The sequence below is a fragment of the Bacillus sp. XT-2 genome, from assembly GCF_025696525.1.
Lineage (GTDB): Bacteria > Bacillota > Bacilli > Bacillales > Bacillaceae > Bacillus > Bacillus halotolerans.
The window spans coordinates 242,176-260,687 of the sequence record NZ_JAHVOC010000004.1 but is presented as its reverse complement, the minus strand read 5'-3'; the positions used below and the strand labels follow the sequence as shown (position 1 = coordinate 260,687).

The following is an 18,512-nucleotide window of genomic DNA, read 5'->3' as shown; positions in this document are numbered from 1 at the left end:
TCTGTGTCTAAACAATTGCTTGCCTTAAACATAGATGGAGCGCTGCTTCGGTCGAACGGGAAAATTCATCAGGCAACGAAAGACGCGATTGAATATGTTAAGAAAAAAGGGATTTACGTCACACTTGTCACCAACCGCCATTTTCGCTCAGCTCAGAAAATAGCAAAATCGCTGAAGCTTGATGCAAAGCTGATCACCCACAGCGGCGCCTATATCGCTGAGAAAATAGACGCGCCCTTTTTTGAAAAAAGAATTTCTGACGATCATACTTTTAATATCGTTCAAGTGCTTGAGAGCTATCAATGCAACATCAGGCTTCTTCACGAGAAATATTCGATTGGAAACAAGAAAAAGGTCAATTCAAATTTGCTTGGGAAAGCGCTGATCCACCCGTCAGATCCCATCTTTTACCCGGTTCAGTTTGTTGAATCGTTAAGCGATCTTCTGATGGATGAACCGGTGAGTGCGCCCGTCATCGAAGTATATACAGAACACGATATTCAGCAAGACATTACAGAAACGATTACAAAAGCCTTCCCGGCGGTTGACGTGATTCGCGTAAACGATGAGAAGATGAACATTGTTCCAAAGGGAGTTTCGAAGGAAGCGGGCCTTGCACTTGTTGCTTCGGAACTGGGGCTGGGGATGGAGGATGTAGTCGCTATCGGCCATCAGCAAGACGATCTTCCGATGATTGAGCTTGCCGGACTTGGGGTTGCAATGGGGAACGCTGCACCGGAAATAAAGAGAAAAGCAGATTGGGTCACAAGGTCAAATGACGAGCAAGGCGTCGCATATATGATGAAGGAATATTTCCGTATGCAGCAGCGAAAAGGGTTCCTCGATAAGTTCCACATGAAACGCGTATAAAAAAAGCCGCTCGCGCCCAAACAGGTGCGGCGGCTTTTTTGCCGGATTGATTTTAGCTGTTTATTTCTGTACACTAAAGAAAGTTTTGAATCTGATAAATTAGGTGATGAAGTTGCAAATTAAAATAGAAGGCATACACGATGACCGCCTTCATCGGCCACTGCAAAATATCGCAAATTTGTTTTATGAGGAATGCGGTCTTGTCTACGGCGGAGAGGAGCCGGCGGATCTTGTCATCTCTTTAGCGTGCACGCAAACGGATGAGCATGTGACGGTTTCAGGAGAAGTGAAAGGAACCGGAATTAAGGAACACCATACTAAATCTTTTTCTCCTGATATGAATGAAAAAGAAGCTTTCAAACAAGTAAAAAACACAATTTCTTATGTTTACTTAAATCTACTTCAAGCGCATACGGGGATGACGCAAAAGTGGGGAATTCTCACGGGAATCCGCCCGACGAAGCTGCTTCATAAAAAGCTGCAAAGCGGGATGCCGAAGGAACAGGCGCATGCAGAATTGAAAAAAGACTATTTAATTCATGATGAGAAAATCGAATTGATGCAGCAAATTGTCGACAGGCAGCTGGCGGCAGTTCCTGATTTGTATCAAGTAAAGGACGAAGTCAGTATTTATATCGGCATTCCTTTCTGCCCGACCAAATGTGCGTATTGCACATTCCCTGCATACGCTATCCAAGGACAAGCAGGCAGAGTCGGCTCATTTTTATGGGGGCTGCATTACGAAATGCAGAAAATCGGCGAATGGCTCAAGGAGCATGACGTCAAGGTCACAACCATATATTTTGGCGGCGGGACGCCTACAAGCATTACAGCGGAAGAGATGGATCTACTGTATGAAGAAATGGTCCGCTCCTTCCCGGATGTGAAAAACATTCGGGAAATTACTGTGGAAGCCGGCCGCCCCGACACGATTACTGAAGAAAAACTTGCCGTGTTGAACAAATATGATATTGACCGGATCAGCATTAACCCGCAATCCTATGAAAACGAAACGCTCAAAGCAATCGGCCGTCATCATACGGTGGAAGAGACCATTGAAAAATACCATCTGTCACGCCAGCACGGCATGAATAATATCAATATGGATTTAATTATCGGTTTGCCTGGCGAAGGCGTGAAGGAGTTCAGACACAGCCTCTCAGAAACCGAGAAACTGATGCCGGAATCGCTGACTGTTCATACCCTTTCCTTTAAGCGGGCGTCAGAAATGACAAGAAACAAACATAAATACAAAGTTGCCGGGAGAGAAGAGGTTTCTCAAATGATGGATGATGCGGTAGCTTGGACGAAAGAACATGGATACGTGCCTTATTATTTATACCGCCAGAAAAATATTCTTGGAAATCTGGAAAACGTCGGGTACTCGATTCCGGGCCAGGAAAGCATCTACAACATTATGATTATGGAAGAAGTGCAGACGATTATCGGCATCGGCTGCGGTGCGGCAAGTAAATTTATTGATCCGGATACAGGGAAAATCACACACTTTGCCAATCCGAAAGACCCGAAATCATACAATGACCGATTTGAGCACTACACGGACGAAAAGATCAAATATTTAGAGCAGATTTTTGAGAGAACGACAAAGCAGCACTGATCACAGTGCTGCTTTTTTTTATCCCCGCTGTTTTTTCACAGGCTGAACGTCCGGCTTCCATTTAAACACCTTGTTCAGCTGGCGGTAAATCCATTTTGACTCTTTTGTTAATAATGGCCCCAAAATCGCCAGAATGAGGACATATAATGCGGCGAACGGCTTTAATGTGGCTGACAGGCCGCCGGCTATGCCGAGGTTGGCAACGATAATCGAAAACTCACCCCGTGATACGATCGTAAGACCGATATTGGATGAGGCTTTATGAGAAAGCCCTGCGCGGCGTCCAGCCACCATTCCGGCGATAAAGTTTCCGAATATGGTCAGGATCACAGCTCCCAATGCCAGCCAAACCGCTTCACCAAGTGAAAAAGGGTCTATGCTGAGGCCGAAGCTGAAAAAGAACATCGCGCCGAAAAAGTCGCGAAACGGAACGACAAGGTGCTCAATCCGATCGGAATGCTCTGTTTCCGAAAATACCAAACCGAGCAGCAGCGCGCCGATGGCTTCTGCCACATGAATTGTCTCTGAAAATCCGGCGATGAAAAAGAGCGCTGCAAAAATGACGATAATAAACACTTCGTTCGAGCGAATGTCCAACAGCTTATTCAAAAGCGGCGGGAGCTTTCTGGCCGCGATAAAAAACAGCAGCATATAGCCAAATGCGATCAGAATGGACAAAAGCGCACTCCCGACTGATGTCGCGTCTCCAAGCACAAGGCCGGAAACAACAGACAGATACACGGCAAGGAAGATATCCTCAAACATAATAATGCCGAGAATCAGCTCTGTTTCCGGGTTGGCCGTTCTTTTTAAATCGACCAGCACTTTTGCGACGATCGCGCTTGAAGAAATGGTGATGACGCCTGCCAGCACGAGGACTTCCAGAAAAGAAAACCCGGTGATAAAGCCATAAAGCAGTCCGAGGCTGAAGTTAATCAAAATATAAATTGATCCGCCAATTGCGATGGATTTTCCAGACTTGATCAGCTTTCCGACAGAGAATTCAAGTCCGAGATAGAAAAGGAGGAAAAGCACGCCCATCCGCCCGAAAAACTCAATGATTTCACTGCTTTCTATAAACGTGAGGTCAATGATCCCGACTTTAGGGGCATGAGGGCCAAGCAGCATCCCTAAAATAATGAGAAACGGGATAATTGAAAACTTAATTTTATTTGCGATGACACTGGCAATTGCCACAAGCACAAGCGCGGTTCCGACTTCAAAAACAAGATGATCCATCCGCTGATCACACGCCCTCTCTAGAAAGAAAATCATGAGTCAGTTTTTTCAGATGCTTTCTTTCACCTGAGAGGACAAGGGTATCATCTTCTTCAATCACCGAGTCAGCGCCTGGATTTAAAAACTTTTGCTGGTTGTGTTTAATGATGGCGATGACAGTGACATCATAGTTTTGACGGACATCAAGTTCGCCGAGGGTGCGCCCGATTGACTTCGCGCCTTTTTCCACCTTAAACCATTCAATAATGAGGTCGCTAAACGCCATCTCGATGGATTCCAGCGCCTGCGGCTTATAGACCATGCCGCCTAAAATGGCTGCAATTTGCCTTGCTTCAGAATCATCCAATGAAATATTGGAAAGAAGCTCATCCGGATCCCGATCATCAAATCGATAGATTTCTCTTCTTCCGTCATCATGAATGATAATCGTCATTTTTTCGCGGTTTCTTGTTTCAATTTCAAATTTTTTGCCGATTCCCGGCAGATCGTTTTCTTTTATATTCAATGAAAATCCCTCCGAATGTAGTGTTGGCATAAAAGATAGGGTACAAACAAAACGATATACATTCATATTCGGAGGTAATTAGACTGGTATTTGACAGGGACGGCACAAACCCTTTCCAGCCTGTTGATGTGAGGATCATCAAGCGGCTTGACAGATAACGTTCTGATAGACTGCGCCAATGGATTGTACTCTTTCATAAACTCCGCCAGATGCAGACTGCCCGGTGACGGCGTTTTGGCTGATTGTGATTCTTTCGGATATGAGGACATTGGCACATAGCTGTCAGTGCTTGCATCAAACTGTGAGGGCAGGGCCACGTCAGAAGGGGGAAAGCACACCATAAATAAGCTTAATAGAAAGCTGATCAGCAATTTATCCATGTTACCTTCCCCCTTTCTCATTCTATATCCCTTCCATTTCACTATATAAAACTTTATGTTCCCATTCAAATGATATGCATTTTTCAGTATCTATTGACCTTGAAAAATAAAAAAGGTTTCTTTAAGGACGGTGGGGAATGTATATGAGAAAGAAAAAAGAAAGCGTATACATGGAGGTGTTTCATATGGATTATATTCAATATGAACTGAAGGGGCCTGTGGCAGAAATTGTGCTGAATCGTCCTGATGCTCATCACGCCTTGAATGAGCAAATGCTTTTCGAGCTGAAGGAGGCGTGTGAAAAGGTTTCTGAAAGCGAGGCGCTCATCGTCCTCCTGAGAGGTACCGGAAAAGGTTTTTCGGCAGGCGGCGATATACGGATGATGACCTCTGAGCATGACCCTGATCAATTTAGGCAGCTGATGGATACGATCGAAGCCATTACTTTAACGTTATACGAAATGAAAAAAGTGACAATTGCCGCTGTCCATGGTGCTGCCGCTGGGCTGGGCTTGAGTTTAGTACTTTGTGCTGACATTGTGCTTGCGGAGAAAAATGCCGTCCTTGCAATGAACTTTATCGGCATCGGCCTTGTTCCTGATGGCGGGGGACATTATTTGCTGAAAAAAAGGCTTGGGGAAGCGAAAGCGAAAAAGCTGATTTGGAGCGGGAAAAAGCTATCCGCTGAAGAAGCGGCTGGCATGGGTCTCTTGGATGGAACATTTAACGGAGATCCTGCGGAAGGTGCAAGACCTTATGTTGAAACGCTTTTAGCCTCGCCCTTATTGGCAATGATTGAGACGAAAGCCATTTTTCAAAGCCTCCATATTGATGAATTGAAGAAGGTGCTGGCTCTTGAACGAAGTGCCCAGGAGAGAATGAGGAGGACGAAAGATCACCAGGAAGGAATCCGTGCATTTTTAGAGAAACGGGAGCCGAAGTTTCAAGCATAACAGATCAGCCGGGAAGCTGATCATCTCTGAAACAAAATCAGCTTTCCGGCTGCATTCACTAAACGATGGGTATGACGATGAAGCTCTTTTTCCTTTAATAGGGCTTCACCCTGCTGTTTTGCCGCATCTTCGTTTTCTGCGTCAAATCGCTCGTTTATCAGTGTTTCTCCCGAAGGATCAAAAGCCGTAAGAAAATACTCCGCCATTATATTTCGCCTCCAACTTCATCATTTATCGTTCTTTCTTCATTTATATTCTAAATAGCAAACCAAAATCCTTTATTATGTTTTAACCAAATATAGTATATAATGGGGCAGGGAAGGAGGAGATTCGGTGCTGACGATTGATCACGTAACGAAGACATTTGGAGATTATAAAGCGGTTGACGGTTTGAATCTGGAAATTCCGGAACAGCAAATGTTTGGCCTCTTAGGCGCAAACGGAGCGGGAAAAACGACGACCTTTCGCATGATTCTCGGCTTATTAAGCATTACGGAGGGTACGATCAGCTGGAAAGACCGTCCCGTCAACTACAGTATGAGCAACAAAATCGGATATTTGCCGGAAGAGCGCGGACTTTATCCGAAAATGAAGGTAAAGGACCAGCTTGTCTATCTGGCAAGATTAAAAGGCATGGAGAAACGCGAAGCCGTAAAAGAGCTCGGAACATGGCTTGAACGCTTCAATATAACAGAATACGAGAATAAAAAAGTAGAAGAGCTTTCAAAAGGAAACCAGCAGAAAATCCAGTTTATTTCGTCGGTTTTGCATAAGCCTGAGCTGCTGATTCTCGATGAACCATTCAGCGGGCTGGACCCTGTCAATGTCGAGCTGTTGAAGGAGGCTGTTATCTCTTTGAAAAACAGCGGTGTCTCGATTTTATTTTCCAGCCATCGGATGGAGCATGTCGAGGAGCTGTGTGAGCACCTTTGTATTTTGCAAAAAGGGAAGCCTGTTGTGCAAGGCAGACTGAAGGAAATTAAACGTTCATTCGGCAAAAAGAATGTGACCATTCATTCCGATGACGATCTGCATTTTTTACAGGGGCATGAAGGAATTACGCAATGGAAAGAAACGGCGGGCGGCGTAAAGCTGCAAATTGCCAATGAAGACATCTCTCAAGAGATCTTCGCCATGCTCCAAGGAAAAGGATTTATTCGAAAGTTTGAGCTTGAAGAGCCGTCACTCCATGATATTTTTATAGAAAAGGTGGGGGCCGTCTATGAATAAATTTTTGATCATGCTTTCTCATACATACAAAAATAAGATTATGGCAAAGTCTTTTATTATTTCTACTGTCATTACGGTTCTGCTTGTATTGGCTGTCACCAATTTAGAATCGATCATTTCTATGTTTCAAGGAGAAGATACAAAAGAGAAAATTGCTGTTATTGATGAAACAAACGAATTATATCCGATTTTCTCAAAGCAGCTGAAAGCAGTCGATACAGATAGCGATCTTGATGTGAAGCAGTCTAAGCAATCAGAGGAAAAGGTTATAAAGCAAGTCAAAGAGGAAACGCTTGATGGGATGCTCATTATCAAAAGAGATGAAAAAGGGACGATCTCAGGGACGTACAAAGCGTTAACGATTTCGGATGAAAGCACGTACCAAACACTGCAGCAGGCGTTAACACAAACAAAAACCGCTGTTGGAACAGAGGAGCTCGGCGTTTCGCAGGAAACCATCAGCAGCCTCTATGCGCCTGTCACTGTCGGGCAGGAGGCGCTGAAAGAGGGTGCAAAGTCTGAGGAAGAGCTGGGGCAGGCGATGGGGCTTGTTTACATTATGCTGTTTGTCATATATTTCTCCGTTATTATGTATGCCAGTATGATTGCGATGGAGGTTGCGACTGAAAAATCTTCGCGTGTCATGGAAATCCTCATCTCAAGCATGCCGCCGATCCAGCAAATGTTTGCAAAGCTGTTAGGCATCGGGCTTGTCGGAATAACACAGCTTGCTGTCATTATTTCTGCCGGATATCTATCGCTGAAGCTGAACAAAACGAGCGAAACGGCTTCATCTGTCGGCGGTTTTCTTAATCTGACCGACGTTCCCGTTTCTACCGTGATATATGCTGTTATTTTCTTTTTGCTCGGTTACTTTTTATATGCGACACTGGCCGCGTTTCTTGGCAGCGTCGTCAGCAGAATAGAGGACGTGCAGCAAACGATCACACCGATGACGCTTTTGGTGGTTGCCGGTTTTATGATTGCCATGTTCGGACTAAACGCTCCGGACGCAGGATTTATTACGGTCACATCGTTTATCCCGTTCTTTACGCCGATGATTATGTTCTTGCGCGTCGGCATGCTTGATATTCCGTTTTGGCAGGCGGCTGCCGGCATCGGGATAACATTGCTCACCATTATCATACTTGCCGTCATTGGCGCCAGAATCTATAAAGGCGGCGTCTTGATTTACGGCAACTCAAGCGCGTTTAAAGCAATCAAACAAGCGCTGCGTTTGTCAAAAAGCTGATTGGAAAACAGCCTGGGGATGCTCAGGCTGTTTTTGATTGTATTCGTTTTGACAGAACGTGCATTCGTAAGAAATCGGTGCTAAAATAAGGGTACTTCATCCTGGAAAGGAGCAGAATGTTGACTGATCTAACCTTTATTCATGCGGCAGATCTTCATCTCGACAGCCCGTTTTACGGGATATCGCATCTGCCGGAACCCATTTTTGCCCGGATCAAAGAAAGCACGTTTTCAAGCGTGAGACATATCATAGACGCTGCAATCACAGAGAACGTTGATTTCGTTTTGCTGGCGGGGGATTTGTTTGATGAGGCCAATCGAAGTTTAAAGGCGCAGCTCTTTTTGAAAAAACAGTTCGATAGACTTAGAGAGTACGGGATTTCAGTCTATGTGATTTTTGGGAACCATGATCATCTCGGCGGAGAATGGACGCCGATTGAATGGCCGGAGAATGTTCACATGTTTACATCCCCAGTCCCTGAAGAAAAATCGTTTTATAAGGATGGCAGGCGCGCAGCAAGCATTTACGGTTTCAGCTATCAGACCAGAGCCGTGACGGAAAACCAAGCCGCCCGCTACCGGAGATCAACTGACGCGCCCTTTCATATCGGGATGCTCCACGGCACGTTATCAGGATCTGAAGGACACGATCCATATTGTCCGTTTACTCAGGATGATCTTGTGAAAAGCGGGATGGATTATTGGGCGCTTGGCCATATTCACAAAAGCCAGGTTCTTTCTGCCGGGAATCCGGCCGTGATATATCCGGGAAATCCTCAAGCGCGCCATATGAAGGAGACAGGAGATAAAGGCTTTTATCTTGTCCGTGTGGAGCGCGGAGATATTTCCTATGAATTTAAGAAAGCGCATGACGTCCTGTGGGAGAAAGCAGAAGTTGATGTGTCAGCGATAGAGAATATGACCGCGCTCTTTCAAATTGTCGAGGACACGTTTTCAAAGCTGCGGAAAAAAGGGACTCCTGCTTGTGTGAAGCTCGTATTACAGGGGATCGCGCCAGAATGGTTATCGGATGCGCCGAGAGGTTCACTGGACGAGCTCCTTGAAGCCTTTCAGGAGCAAGAGGTGGACGAGGAGAATTTTATATGGCCGCTCTCATTGGAAGATGAGACGGAAAATGAAGCAGAGCTTAAGAGCCTTGATCCTTTTTTTGGCGGTTTATTGGAAGACATTGAACAGACTGATCTTGCAGGCGTGCTGGAAGGACTTGAACGGCATCCTGTATATAGGAGACACGCAGACCGGTTTAGTCAAGAGGAGATAAAGGAAATAAAAGAGCAGGCACAGGTTTTATTGAAAAGACAGCTTAAGGTGCTTGAGTCATGAGGCGGTGAAAGCTATGCGAATCATATCAATACATATCTACCAATACGGAAAATTTTCAAATCGAACCTTTCACTTTTCCGCCTCGCCTGTCCAATTAATCTACGGATTAAATGAGGCAGGAAAAACGACGATGATGTCATTTATCGAAAGCATGCTGTTTGGTTTTCCGAAATCGAAAAAATATGAACCGAAATCAGGCGGTGTGTATGGCGGTGTTCTTGAGGCTGAACACCCTGAATACGGCGTGATGAAGATTGAACGGGCGAAAGGAACCGCTGAGAAGGTAAGGGTGTACACAGAAACCGGAGAGGTAAAGCAGGAAGATTTTCTGAAGCAGCTGTTCCAGGGTACGGACAGGGCGCTGTACAAAGCCATTTATTCGTTTGACGTATTCGGATTGCAGGAAATTCACGCCTTTAATCGGGACAAGATTGGAGAATTCCTGCTGTTTTCCAGCCTGTTTGGCGCTGAAGCTGTATCAAAGCTTGATTCAAGACTGATGAAGGAAAGCGAAAGGCTCTTTAAACCAAACGGCCGAAACCCTCATTTGAATCAGGAGCTGGAAACGCTGAAACAGCTGGCAGCAAAGCTGAAGCAGGCTGAAGCGGAGGAGGCGGGCTATCATCAGCTACTTGAGGAGAAAAGAACGCTCGAATCCCGTCTTGCTGCTGCTGAAACAGAGCTGAATGAGACTGCGGAACATATTCGAAACATCGACAGAGCCATTGAACTGAAGCCGGTGCTAATCGAAAAAACTGCGTTGGAACAGGCGATTGAACAATATCCGGAGCATGCGGGGCAATTCCCTGCTGACGGGTTACATCGTTTAGAAAAGTATGAATCCCATCTTCATCCGAAATCCGCACAGCTGGAGGCGCTTCGGGTAAAGCTTGCAGAGTTGGACAAACAGCTGCAAAAGCTTAACCCGAATGAGGATATATTGGCGAATGAAGCGCTTATCCTAGAGCTATCATCAGCGTATCATATGTACCAATCCTACGGGGAACAGCTTGCCGCCATCCAGGCTCAGCTGCGTCAGTCCTCTTCACAGGCAGCGGCTGGGCTGGAGCAGCTGAATAAAACAGATGAAAATGAACTGCTGAATATGAACACGTCTTATGACTATGAATGGCAGCTCCAGCAGGCGGTGCGGCATTACGTACAGGCAAGAGACAGAAAAAGACAGCTTGATGAAGCGTTTGAAGCGGCGCGGCGCGAGCTGGAAGACGCTGAAAGGGCAATTCGTGACGTATCTACCGCCATACTTGAAAACAGCCAAAGAAAAGAAAAAGAAGCCGCTCTTAAAGCATATGATGAAGCACAGGGACAGCATCAAGAGCAGATGAAACTGAGGGAACAGCTGAAGTTCTTCGAAAGGCAGCAGGCGAAACAAAAGAAGATCGTGATTGCAGCAGGCATTCTCTTCATGGTTCTCTTTCTGCTGCTGGGGCAATGGATTCCAGCCATATGCGTCGGCGCTGCATTCATGCTGTATGCCTTTACAACTGGCAGAAAGCCGCTATCTTCTGAAGAAGCAAGGGAGAGGGAAGAGCCAGAAATGGATATTTCTCCGCGAGAAGCCGAAGCGATTAGAGAAGCGTTATGGGAGGATGACCGCAATAAACAGCACCTCACATCGTTGCGGGCAGAGCTCCAGCAGAAAGAGGCAGCCTACGAAAGGATCATCCAGCAATTCGAACAGTGGGAGGCCGATATGGCTCCCTCCTTCAGCCAAGCTGAGCAATTCATGAATGAACTCGGATTTAAGGAAGACCCTTCCTTCTTACTGGATGCTTACAATGTAATGAAGGATGTAAAAAAAGTAGTGAAGAAAAAACATGAGCTGACGATCGAAGCCGGGAGATTACAAAAGCATCGGCGGACATTTGAGGAACGCGTCAGAATGCTGCATTCTGGCAAAAACGATTCTCAAACCCTCGTGGCTGATGTCCTTCACGCACTGCGGAAAAATGCGGAACGCGAAAAAGAGATCGAGAAGCAAAAAAGAGAAATTAAAACAGATATCCAATTTCACGAAGAGCAGGTGCTGGAGCTGGAGCAAGAAATACGGTATTTCCAAGCGCAGATCGAACAATTATTCACTGAGGCGGGTGCAAAAAACAGAAATGAGTTTTTCGCCATAGCCGACATCAGCAAGAAATTGAAGGATACTGAAATAAGGCTGTATAACGTTAATGCACAGCTTCAAGGTGTCAGCTCAGCAGAACTTCATCTGGCGGACTCCGGCACTCTTTCTGAATTGGAACAAAAACGACTGCAGGAACATGAAAAAAAAGAACGGCTCGATGAGGAGCTGAAACAGCTGCGCGCTCAAATCGCATTGCTTTTGGTCAAACAGGAACAGTTAGAGGCTTCGGGATTGGTCTCAGATCTCAAATTGCAAACTGAAATGCAAAAAGAGCGTGTGAAAGAAGCTGCAAAAAAATGGGCATCGATTCAAATGGTCAGACATGTGATCAGAAACAAAATGGAGCGGCATAAAAAAGTCGGCCTGCCGCGTCTTTTGGAGACGGCTGGAGAATTCTTCCGCCCGCTGACTGACGGCAGCTATCAATCGATTTATTTTTCCGAAACAGATGATTCCATCATGGTTATGAACAGCGCTGGAACGGTATTTCAGACGGAAGAGCTGTCTCAGGGCACGTGTGAACAGCTGTATACAGCAATTCGTTTCGCTCTGGCCGTTACTCGTCAGGATGGGGCAATGCTGCCATTCCAGCTCGACGACAGCTTTGTCCATTTCGATCAGAAACGTCTGAACCGCGTGCTGGAAATGCTTGCTGTTTTATCAGGAGGAGAACGGCAGATTTTCTATTTTACATGCCATGAACATGTAAAAAATGCGTTTCAAAGTGATCAAATCATCCATTTAGTATCATAAATGAGGTTATATAGCTGAAAATCGGTATGTGATATACTGATATTATGTAAGATACGGAGGGAGCTTTAATAGTATGGCTAAAGGGATTATGCTACATGAGGTTGGCGAACAGGTTGACCAATATCTATTGATCAAATCCTTAACAAAAGGGATTGCAAGCAATGGAAAACCGTTTTTAACTCTGATGCTTCAAGACCAGTCAGGTGATATTGAAGCCAAGCTGTGGGATGCCAAGCAAAGTGATGAAGTAACCTATGCGCCGCAGACGATCGTTAAGGTTGTGGGGGATGTCCACCATTACCGCGGGCGCACCCAGCTGAAGCTGAGAAATATCAGACCGGTAAGCGAGAATGAAAACGTCAATATTGATGATTTTTTGGAAACTGCGCCGATTCCGAAAAATGAAATGCTGGATACCATCACTCAATATATATTTGAAATGAAAAATCCAAATATCCAGCGGATAACAAGATATTTGGTCAAAAAGCACGAAGCAGAATTTATGGATTATCCGGCGGCTACGAAAAATCATCACGAGTTTGTCTCAGGTTTAGCGTATCACGTCGTCTCTATGCTGAATCTGGCAAAAGCAATTGCTGATTTATATCCGTCTCTTGACCGTGATCTTCTTTATGCAGGAGTTATCCTTCACGATCTCGGAAAAGTGAAAGAGCTGTCCGGGCCCGTTTCCACTTCCTATACAGTAGAAGGCAATCTGCTCGGCCATATTTCCATTATGGTCACAGAGCTGTCAAAAGCGGCTGAGGAGCTTCAAATCGATTCTGAAGAGGTGTTGATTCTTCAGCACTTGATCCTGAGCCATCACGGCAAAGCAGAATGGGGCAGCCCAAAACCGCCGATGGTAAAAGAAGCGGAAATTTTGCACTATATTGATAATCTGGATGCGAAAATGAATATGATGGACAGAGCGCTGGAGCGCGTGAAGCCGGGTGAGTACACTGAACGTGTATTTGCACTTGAAAACCGTTCCTTTTATAAACCGACTTTTCATCAATAATCAAAAAGGACTGATGCTGACATGTTCAGCTCAGTCCTTTTTTACATGCTTTTCCCGCTCATAACCTGTCTCATTCCTGCATAAGGTTAAAAATAAAGAATCTATGCAAAAGGGGGAGAAGCCCGTGTTGTTTTTTCCATGGTGGGTATATCTTTGTATTGTGGGTATCATTTTCAGTGCATATAAGCTGGTGTCAGCAGCCAAAGAGGAAGATAAGTTAGACCAGTCTTTTATTGAAAAAGAAGGTCAGATTTATATTGAAAGGATGGAAAAAGAAAAAGAACGCCGCACGTCCCAGCAGCGTGAGGAAGAAAACCAAAATCATTCCATCGCATAAAAAAAGCTGCGCAGCTCCGGTGAGCCTGCACAGCTTTTTTTTATTATTTAGAACTGTTTGAAGGACTGCTAGTAGAAGCAGAAGTGTTAAATGTATCCTTCAAATCTTTATCCTTCACATCGATGTCAGCTTTTTTCATTACTTTTTGAACGGCTGCTTGCACAGCTGTATTGTCATTAAGTTTTTGCTCAAGAACTTCAGATTTCAGCTCTTTTTTCATATCTTCATATTTTCCGCGTTCTTCAGTCTTTTTGATGATATGGTAGCCATATTGTGTTTTCACAGGATCACTGACTTCGCCAGTTTTTAATTTGAATGCAGCTTTGCTGAATTCAGCGACCATACCGTCTTTCGCAAACCAGCCAAGGTCCCCGCCTTGTGAAGCAGAGTTGTCTGTAGAGTATTCTTTCGCAAGGTCTTCAAATTTCTCGCCTTTTTTCAGCTTTTTCTCCACTTCTTCAGCTGTCTTTTTATCAGCGACAAGGATGTGGCTTGCGCGGATTTTATTTTTTAAGCCTTCCCAGTATTCTTTTATATCGTCATCTGTAACCTTGATGTTATCTTTAGCTGCTTTTTGTGTAAGTAATTCAAATTTAACTTGTTCTTTAAGGTAATCTTTTCCATATTGATCTTCTAACGCAGTATATTGATCCCCGAGCTGTGTTTTGTATTCTTTCAGCTTGTTGTCAATTTCTTTATCTGATACTTTGTATTTCTTGTCCAAAACTTTTTCTTGCACCAGCTGAGTCAGGACGCTCGCTCCAGCTTGTTTTTTCATGTTTGTGTAAAGTTCGCCTTTTGTTACATCGCCTGCGTCTGTTTTTGCGATGACTTCTTTGTCGCCGCTGCTGCAAGCACTGAGAGCGAGGATGCTTGTAGCAGTGATAGCTGCTATTGCGATTTTCTTCATTGTTTCAAACACTCCTAATCATTCCAAATTGAATTGCCTATGCGTATCATAACATATTGTGGCTTTCTGTAAAAAGATTTTAAATAAAGGGCATTCGTCTAGTCAAACTTTTCCTGATGACATACAAATATATTGATCAAGAAAAGGAGGTATGTAACATGAGCGGAGGATATTCAAACGGTTTCGCTTTGCTTGTTGTACTGTTCATTTTGCTTATCATTGTAGGTGCAGCTTACATCTACTAAGCAGCAAAAGGGATCGCTTGTTGAATAAGCGATCCTTTGCTTTCACAAGCGCCTAATCGTTTCATCAATTAACTGCATAAGATGTAATTGGAAAATAAAGCTTTTTACAGGAGGTGCTTTTTAAGATGGGTGAAGTATTTGCAGGCGGTTTCGCTTTATTGGTCGTCTTATTTATCTTGTTGATTATCATCGGCGCTTCTTGGCTTTACTAATCAATGCAAAAAAGCATAGCTGCCGGTTCTAGCGAGACCGGCAGCTATGCTTTCTTTACTTCCTTCATATTTAAACAGTAAAGGATATCTCCACAAATGAAGAGATCAGTAAAATTAATATACATACATTGATAAATCGAAATACCTTATCCTGGCGCTCTTCAGGAATCTCTCTGACAAGGCATAATGTATTGGTGAGCCTGTTTATAAAGTAAACAATAAACAAGGCAGTCACGATAAAATAGAATAAAATGATGGGAGATTCCCCCTCTCTCTGAACTGCTCCCATATTACATTACCAAATATTTATCAAAAAAGATAGAATGTAAACTGAAAAATCGGCACAGCGCCAAGCGTCCGCTACTTTTCGACCAAAATATCCAAGCCGTCTGCTTCCTGATCGATAAAGCATGCTTTCGGTGCTTGCATCAGCTTCAGAGCCAGCAAAAAATCAGGCAGACAGTAGCCTGCATGAATGCCTGAAATCATGCAGAAGTAATGGGCGTGATTCGGAAACGCCAGCGCGGCGTAAAATAATACAGGTGTTATCAGCATAAAAGGGCTTAACAGTGAAATCAGCATCGTCGTTTTCGGTATTCGTTTCCACGTTCGCATACGCCATATATAAATCTTTTTTTCTATTTTTCTTTTTTTGCAGATGATCGGCAGGACATGGATGACTTTATGTACAAATAAAATAACGACGAGCAAAACGCCGAACAGCGGTACATATTCATCGCTCAAGCTTGTTTTAGGCCGCAACAGCTCAAATGCTAAGAAGTTAGATATAAAAACCATAATCATGAAACACACAGCAATCAATATTATGCGAACGGCACCATAATCTTTCATCAGATTTATGGTTTTCCAGCAATTCATCAAAGTCATCCTTCCGTACATCTTGAATAGAATCTCAAAATAATTTACTCCTCCCAAGAAAAAAAATCAATGCTTTTTTAAGAAAAAATATCTTTCAATAGGTATTTTTTTGAAAGGAGCAAACAATCTATGAAATATGGGGTTAGAACTTTCTTCTCAGTGAATTATCAGCTAAAATAAGATTAAAGATAGAAAGAAGTGGTGTGGATGGATTCGATGGATCATCGCATTGAGCGATTGGAATATTACATACAATTATTAGTGAAAACAGTGGATATGGACAGGTACCCTTTCTATGCGCTGCTGATTGATAAAGGGCTGAGCAGAGAAGAAGGGGAAGAGGTTGTGCGCATATGCGGTGAATTGTCGGAGGAGCTGGCAGCACAAAAAGCGCAAGGATTTGTAACCTTTGATAAGCTCCTTGCGCTTTTTGCCGGACAGCTGAACGAAAAATTAGATGTTCATGAAACGATTTTTGCCCTGTATGAGCAGGGGCTTTATAAAGAACTGATGGAAGTTTTTATAGACATTATCAGACACTTTGATTAACTGTTTACAGGTTCAAGTTCTTCGGCTGATTCATCCGCAGCAGTGTCCGTTGCTTTTTTCTTCAGTTTTCCGTTTACGCTTTCAAAGTCGTTGTCGATATTTGTGAGTGATGTTTCAAAGATTTCCATAAAATCATCGCCGTATATATGGCGGATCATACACATCATTTCTGCCACTTCAGGGAACTTTCCGAATAAATGATACAGAGGCTGTGACCCTTTAAAAACCGCGTTGCGCGTCGGATCAAATTCTTCAAGCAAGCTCCAGAATACCTCAGTTCCTTCCTCAGTCAGCTGAACATAAGTGTTTCGTTTATCGTTCAGCCGTTTTGAAAACCTTAAATACCCGCGTTCCTCAAGCTTTTTTGAAAAGTTAAATGCCGTTGAAACGTGCATGACTCCGAACTTTGCAATTTCAGAAATGGAAGCTCCATTCAGCTGATAAGCAATCCATAAAATATGGTGCTCATTAATATTCAGGTCATACGGTTTGAGCCATTGCTGCCAATCCTTCTCAATCGATTTCCAAAGAGCTTTGCTAAGCTGAGCCATTTTCTGGGTGAAGACCAGAGCCTCTTTCACATCATAAGGCGGTTCCACTTGATTCATTACGTCACCTGCTTCTCTTTATCTTTTTCTCTATTATGCCAATAAAATAAAGATTAATAAAGATGAAAATGTAAGAATTTTTTAATAAATTCTTGAGCCGTTGCTAGGAAAGGCTTTTGCGAATAAAAAAAGTGCAGGTCATGTTATGACCCGCACTTTTTTCCTTTGAATAGGATATTAGTTTTGTAAGGTTTTCTCCAGCTGTTTGATTTTTTCTTCAATATCGGCGATTTCTTTTTGAAGATCCTGCTGATGAGGTTTGATCTCTTCCTGCCATTTTTTAATTGAGGTTTGCAGTTCACCGCTCACGTCTTTAATGACATCTGCACTTTCTTTTGCCGCTTTCACTAGCTGGTCCTTTAAAGTTAAGCCGTCTGATTTTAAGCGCTTGATCGTTTCTTCAAAAGAATCGCAATTGGTTTTGATTTTTTCACGCAGCTGTTTGCCTGAAGAAGGTGCTGATAGAAGAACTGCAGCACCACCGATGATGCCGCCCACGAATAGTCCTGTTAATAGAGAACGTCCGTCCGCCATTAAAATCACCCCGTTTTTTTCTTGAAATATGATACGTGCAGCTTTTTCAATTTTGTTCGAAGAATGAACTTCTATACATAGCTTGCTTTATTTTAGCATATTTTTTAAGTGAAAAGGAGGGAGAAGGTTGTCTGTCTTTATGATTGTGTTATCCTGCATCACCCTTGCCTTTGCAACAGGCGCCATTTACTATATCAGACTTCTCAGCCAGGCTGCTTCTTATCCGCCGAAGAAAGTCATCCGGCAGAAAGCGCTTGTTTGTTCAACCGGAACCGCCTTTACACTATGTCTTATCTTTTTCACAAAACTCCTCGCTTAAAACATGCTGACATGCTGCGGGCTCTTTTTTTAAAAAAACCTCTCCCGGAAGCGGAAGAGGTTTTGTGTCACATTTATTTTGCAGCTTCCATAAAACTTGAGCGTCTTAAAATGGTTTGCACAATCGGATACATTATGATCATGGCAATTGTATTCAATACAGCTGCCGGAAGAACGACTGCGGCAAATAATGCGGCGAAACCGCCAGGCAAACCGACGATAAATAAAGCTGACGTTAAAAATACAGTTCCTGATAAGATGGTGCCGATGACTGTCAGCACTGCGGCTGCAGCTGTTTTATGGCTCTTTCTGACCAGAAGGAACAGGAAGAAAAACAGAAACGCTGATACAGGTTTGTCAATGATATTCGGAATCTGTCCGGCCGGAAATGCGGTTGTAAGAGCTGAAATGATTCCGGTCACAATCCCGATAACGAGTACATTTTGCACCCGCGGGAACAGAAGGATGCCCATAAACATCATGATCAGCATCATATCTGGTTTCATCCCGCCTAAAAAGGGCGGAATAATGGAATGGAGCGCTGCGCCGATTGCGGCAAACAGAGCCATAATGACTAACTCTTTTGTTTTCATAACTATGCTCTCCTCTG

At 43.8% G+C, this 18,512-nt stretch carries 23 protein-coding genes; 13 read left to right on the top strand and 10 right to left on the bottom strand.

Annotated features, from left to right (window positions below):
* Positions 1–3: 3 nt before the first annotated feature.
* Entirely contained in the window at positions 4–870 is an 867-nt protein-coding gene (locus KXD37_RS13330) for a Cof-type HAD-IIB family hydrolase (protein WP_059336402.1), read from the top strand.
* Positions 871–982: 112 nt separating this feature from the next.
* Positions 983–2,488 carry a coproporphyrinogen III oxidase gene (locus KXD37_RS13325; protein ID WP_106020631.1) on the top strand — a complete coding sequence of 502 codons (1,506 nt, stop codon included), beginning with the start codon at positions 983–985 and terminating at the stop codon, positions 2,486–2,488.
* Between the two features lie 18 nt (positions 2,489–2,506).
* Here KXD37_RS13325 and khtU read toward each other — a convergent pair whose 3' ends face one another.
* From khtU to KXD37_RS13310, 3 genes are all read right to left on the bottom strand, one after another.
* Entirely contained in the window at positions 2,507–3,727 is a 1,221-nt protein-coding gene (gene khtU, locus KXD37_RS13320) for a K(+)/H(+) antiporter subunit KhtU (protein ID WP_010333580.1), read from the bottom strand.
* A gap of 7 nt (positions 3,728–3,734) precedes the next feature.
* Positions 3,735–4,232, bottom strand: a complete 498-nt coding sequence (gene khtT / locus KXD37_RS13315) for a K(+)/H(+) antiporter subunit KhtT (RefSeq protein WP_010333581.1) — start codon at positions 4,230–4,232, stop codon at positions 3,735–3,737.
* A 62-nt stretch (positions 4,233–4,294) separates the two neighbouring features.
* The gene (locus KXD37_RS13310) at positions 4,295–4,633 is read right to left on the bottom strand and encodes a hypothetical protein (RefSeq protein WP_081638265.1); all 339 of its coding nucleotides are present in this window, start codon (positions 4,631–4,633) and stop codon (positions 4,295–4,297) included.
* Between the two features lie 164 nt (positions 4,634–4,797).
* Between KXD37_RS13310 and KXD37_RS13305 the strand changes: the two genes are divergently transcribed.
* Positions 4,798–5,565 (top strand): enoyl-CoA hydratase, encoded by a 768-nt coding sequence (locus tag KXD37_RS13305; protein WP_263463613.1) that lies wholly within the window; start codon positions 4,798–4,800, stop codon positions 5,563–5,565.
* Between the two features lie 20 nt (positions 5,566–5,585).
* Here the strand turns inward: KXD37_RS13305 and KXD37_RS13300 are convergent, their stop codons facing one another.
* Positions 5,586–5,771: a YhzD family protein gene (locus KXD37_RS13300; RefSeq protein ID WP_106020629.1), complete on the bottom strand. Its 186-nt coding sequence runs from the start codon at positions 5,769–5,771 to the stop codon at positions 5,586–5,588.
* Positions 5,772–5,898: 127 nt separating this feature from the next.
* Between KXD37_RS13300 and KXD37_RS13295 the strand changes: the two genes are divergently transcribed.
* The 6 genes from KXD37_RS13295 to KXD37_RS13270 all read left to right on the top strand — a co-directional run bounded on the left by KXD37_RS13295 (position 5,899) and on the right by KXD37_RS13270 (position 13,647).
* Positions 5,899–6,795: an ABC transporter ATP-binding protein gene (locus tag KXD37_RS13295; protein WP_106020628.1), complete on the top strand. Its 897-nt coding sequence runs from the start codon at positions 5,899–5,901 to the stop codon at positions 6,793–6,795.
* Positions 6,788–8,047, top strand: coding sequence for an ABC transporter permease (locus KXD37_RS13290; RefSeq protein WP_024120770.1), 1,260 nt, complete (start codon positions 6,788–6,790; stop codon positions 8,045–8,047). Before KXD37_RS13295 ends, KXD37_RS13290 begins: the two co-directional genes overlap by 8 nt.
* 116 nt (positions 8,048–8,163) lie before the next feature.
* Entirely contained in the window at positions 8,164–9,390 is a 1,227-nt protein-coding gene (locus KXD37_RS13285) for an exonuclease SbcCD subunit D (RefSeq protein WP_255003839.1), read from the top strand.
* A gap of 4 nt (positions 9,391–9,394) precedes the next feature.
* On the top strand, positions 9,395–12,292 hold the full coding sequence (locus KXD37_RS13280) for an ATP-binding protein (protein ID WP_263463612.1): 2,898 nt from the start codon (positions 9,395–9,397) through the stop codon (positions 12,290–12,292).
* A 73-nt stretch (positions 12,293–12,365) separates the two neighbouring features.
* The gene (gene yhaM / locus KXD37_RS13275) at positions 12,366–13,310 is read left to right on the top strand and encodes a 3'-5' exoribonuclease YhaM (RefSeq protein WP_024120773.1); all 945 of its coding nucleotides are present in this window, start codon (positions 12,366–12,368) and stop codon (positions 13,308–13,310) included.
* 124 nt (positions 13,311–13,434) lie between these two features.
* Entirely contained in the window at positions 13,435–13,647 is a 213-nt protein-coding gene (locus KXD37_RS13270) for a sporulation YhaL family protein (RefSeq protein ID WP_010333590.1), read from the top strand.
* Positions 13,648–13,690: 43 nt separating this feature from the next.
* Here the strand turns inward: KXD37_RS13270 and KXD37_RS13265 are convergent, their stop codons facing one another.
* Positions 13,691–14,557, bottom strand: a complete 867-nt coding sequence (locus KXD37_RS13265; RefSeq protein ID WP_106020626.1) for a peptidylprolyl isomerase — start codon at positions 14,555–14,557, stop codon at positions 13,691–13,693.
* Positions 14,558–14,715: 158 nt separating this feature from the next.
* Here KXD37_RS13265 and yhzE1 point away from each other — a divergent pair, with 158 nt between their 5' ends.
* Both yhzE1 and yhzE2 read left to right on the top strand, forming a co-directional pair.
* Positions 14,716–14,802, top strand: a complete 87-nt coding sequence (yhzE1, locus tag KXD37_RS13260; protein WP_003327753.1) for a sporulation protein YhzE1 — start codon at positions 14,716–14,718, stop codon at positions 14,800–14,802.
* Positions 14,803–14,927: 125 nt separating this feature from the next.
* Positions 14,928–15,014, top strand: coding sequence for a sporulation protein YhzE2 (yhzE2, locus tag KXD37_RS13255; protein ID WP_003155248.1), 87 nt, complete (start codon positions 14,928–14,930; stop codon positions 15,012–15,014).
* Positions 15,015–15,084: 70 nt separating this feature from the next.
* Here yhzE2 and KXD37_RS13250 read toward each other — a convergent pair whose 3' ends face one another.
* Both KXD37_RS13250 and KXD37_RS13245 read right to left on the bottom strand, forming a co-directional pair.
* Positions 15,085–15,303 carry a hypothetical protein gene (locus KXD37_RS13250; RefSeq protein WP_081638266.1) on the bottom strand — a complete coding sequence of 73 codons (219 nt, stop codon included), beginning with the start codon at positions 15,301–15,303 and terminating at the stop codon, positions 15,085–15,087.
* Positions 15,304–15,374: 71 nt separating this feature from the next.
* Positions 15,375–15,893, bottom strand: a complete 519-nt coding sequence (locus KXD37_RS13245) for a DUF3267 domain-containing protein (protein WP_024120775.1) — start codon at positions 15,891–15,893, stop codon at positions 15,375–15,377.
* A gap of 207 nt (positions 15,894–16,100) precedes the next feature.
* Here KXD37_RS13245 and KXD37_RS13240 point away from each other — a divergent pair, with 207 nt between their 5' ends.
* Positions 16,101–16,442: a YhaI family protein gene (locus KXD37_RS13240; protein ID WP_024120776.1), complete on the top strand. Its 342-nt coding sequence runs from the start codon at positions 16,101–16,103 to the stop codon at positions 16,440–16,442.
* Here KXD37_RS13240 and KXD37_RS13235 read toward each other — a convergent pair.
* Together KXD37_RS13235 and KXD37_RS13230 are read right to left on the bottom strand one after the other, a co-directional pair.
* The gene (locus tag KXD37_RS13235; RefSeq protein WP_024120777.1) at positions 16,439–17,050 is read right to left on the bottom strand and encodes an HTH-type transcriptional regulator Hpr; all 612 of its coding nucleotides are present in this window, start codon (positions 17,048–17,050) and stop codon (positions 16,439–16,441) included. The two genes, KXD37_RS13240 and KXD37_RS13235, sit on opposite strands and share 4 nt — an antisense overlap.
* A gap of 177 nt (positions 17,051–17,227) precedes the next feature.
* On the bottom strand, positions 17,228–17,584 hold the full coding sequence (locus KXD37_RS13230; RefSeq protein ID WP_024120778.1) for a YtxH domain-containing protein: 357 nt from the start codon (positions 17,582–17,584) through the stop codon (positions 17,228–17,230).
* 127 nt (positions 17,585–17,711) lie between these two features.
* Between KXD37_RS13230 and KXD37_RS13225 the strand changes: the two genes are divergently transcribed.
* The gene (locus tag KXD37_RS13225) at positions 17,712–17,903 is read left to right on the top strand and encodes a hypothetical protein (protein ID WP_024120779.1); all 192 of its coding nucleotides are present in this window, start codon (positions 17,712–17,714) and stop codon (positions 17,901–17,903) included.
* Positions 17,904–17,976: 73 nt separating this feature from the next.
* Here KXD37_RS13225 and trpP read toward each other — a convergent pair whose 3' ends face one another.
* Positions 17,977–18,495, bottom strand: coding sequence for a tryptophan transporter TrpP (gene trpP, locus KXD37_RS13220; protein ID WP_188323656.1), 519 nt, complete (start codon positions 18,493–18,495; stop codon positions 17,977–17,979).
* Positions 18,496–18,512 lie beyond the last annotated feature (17 nt).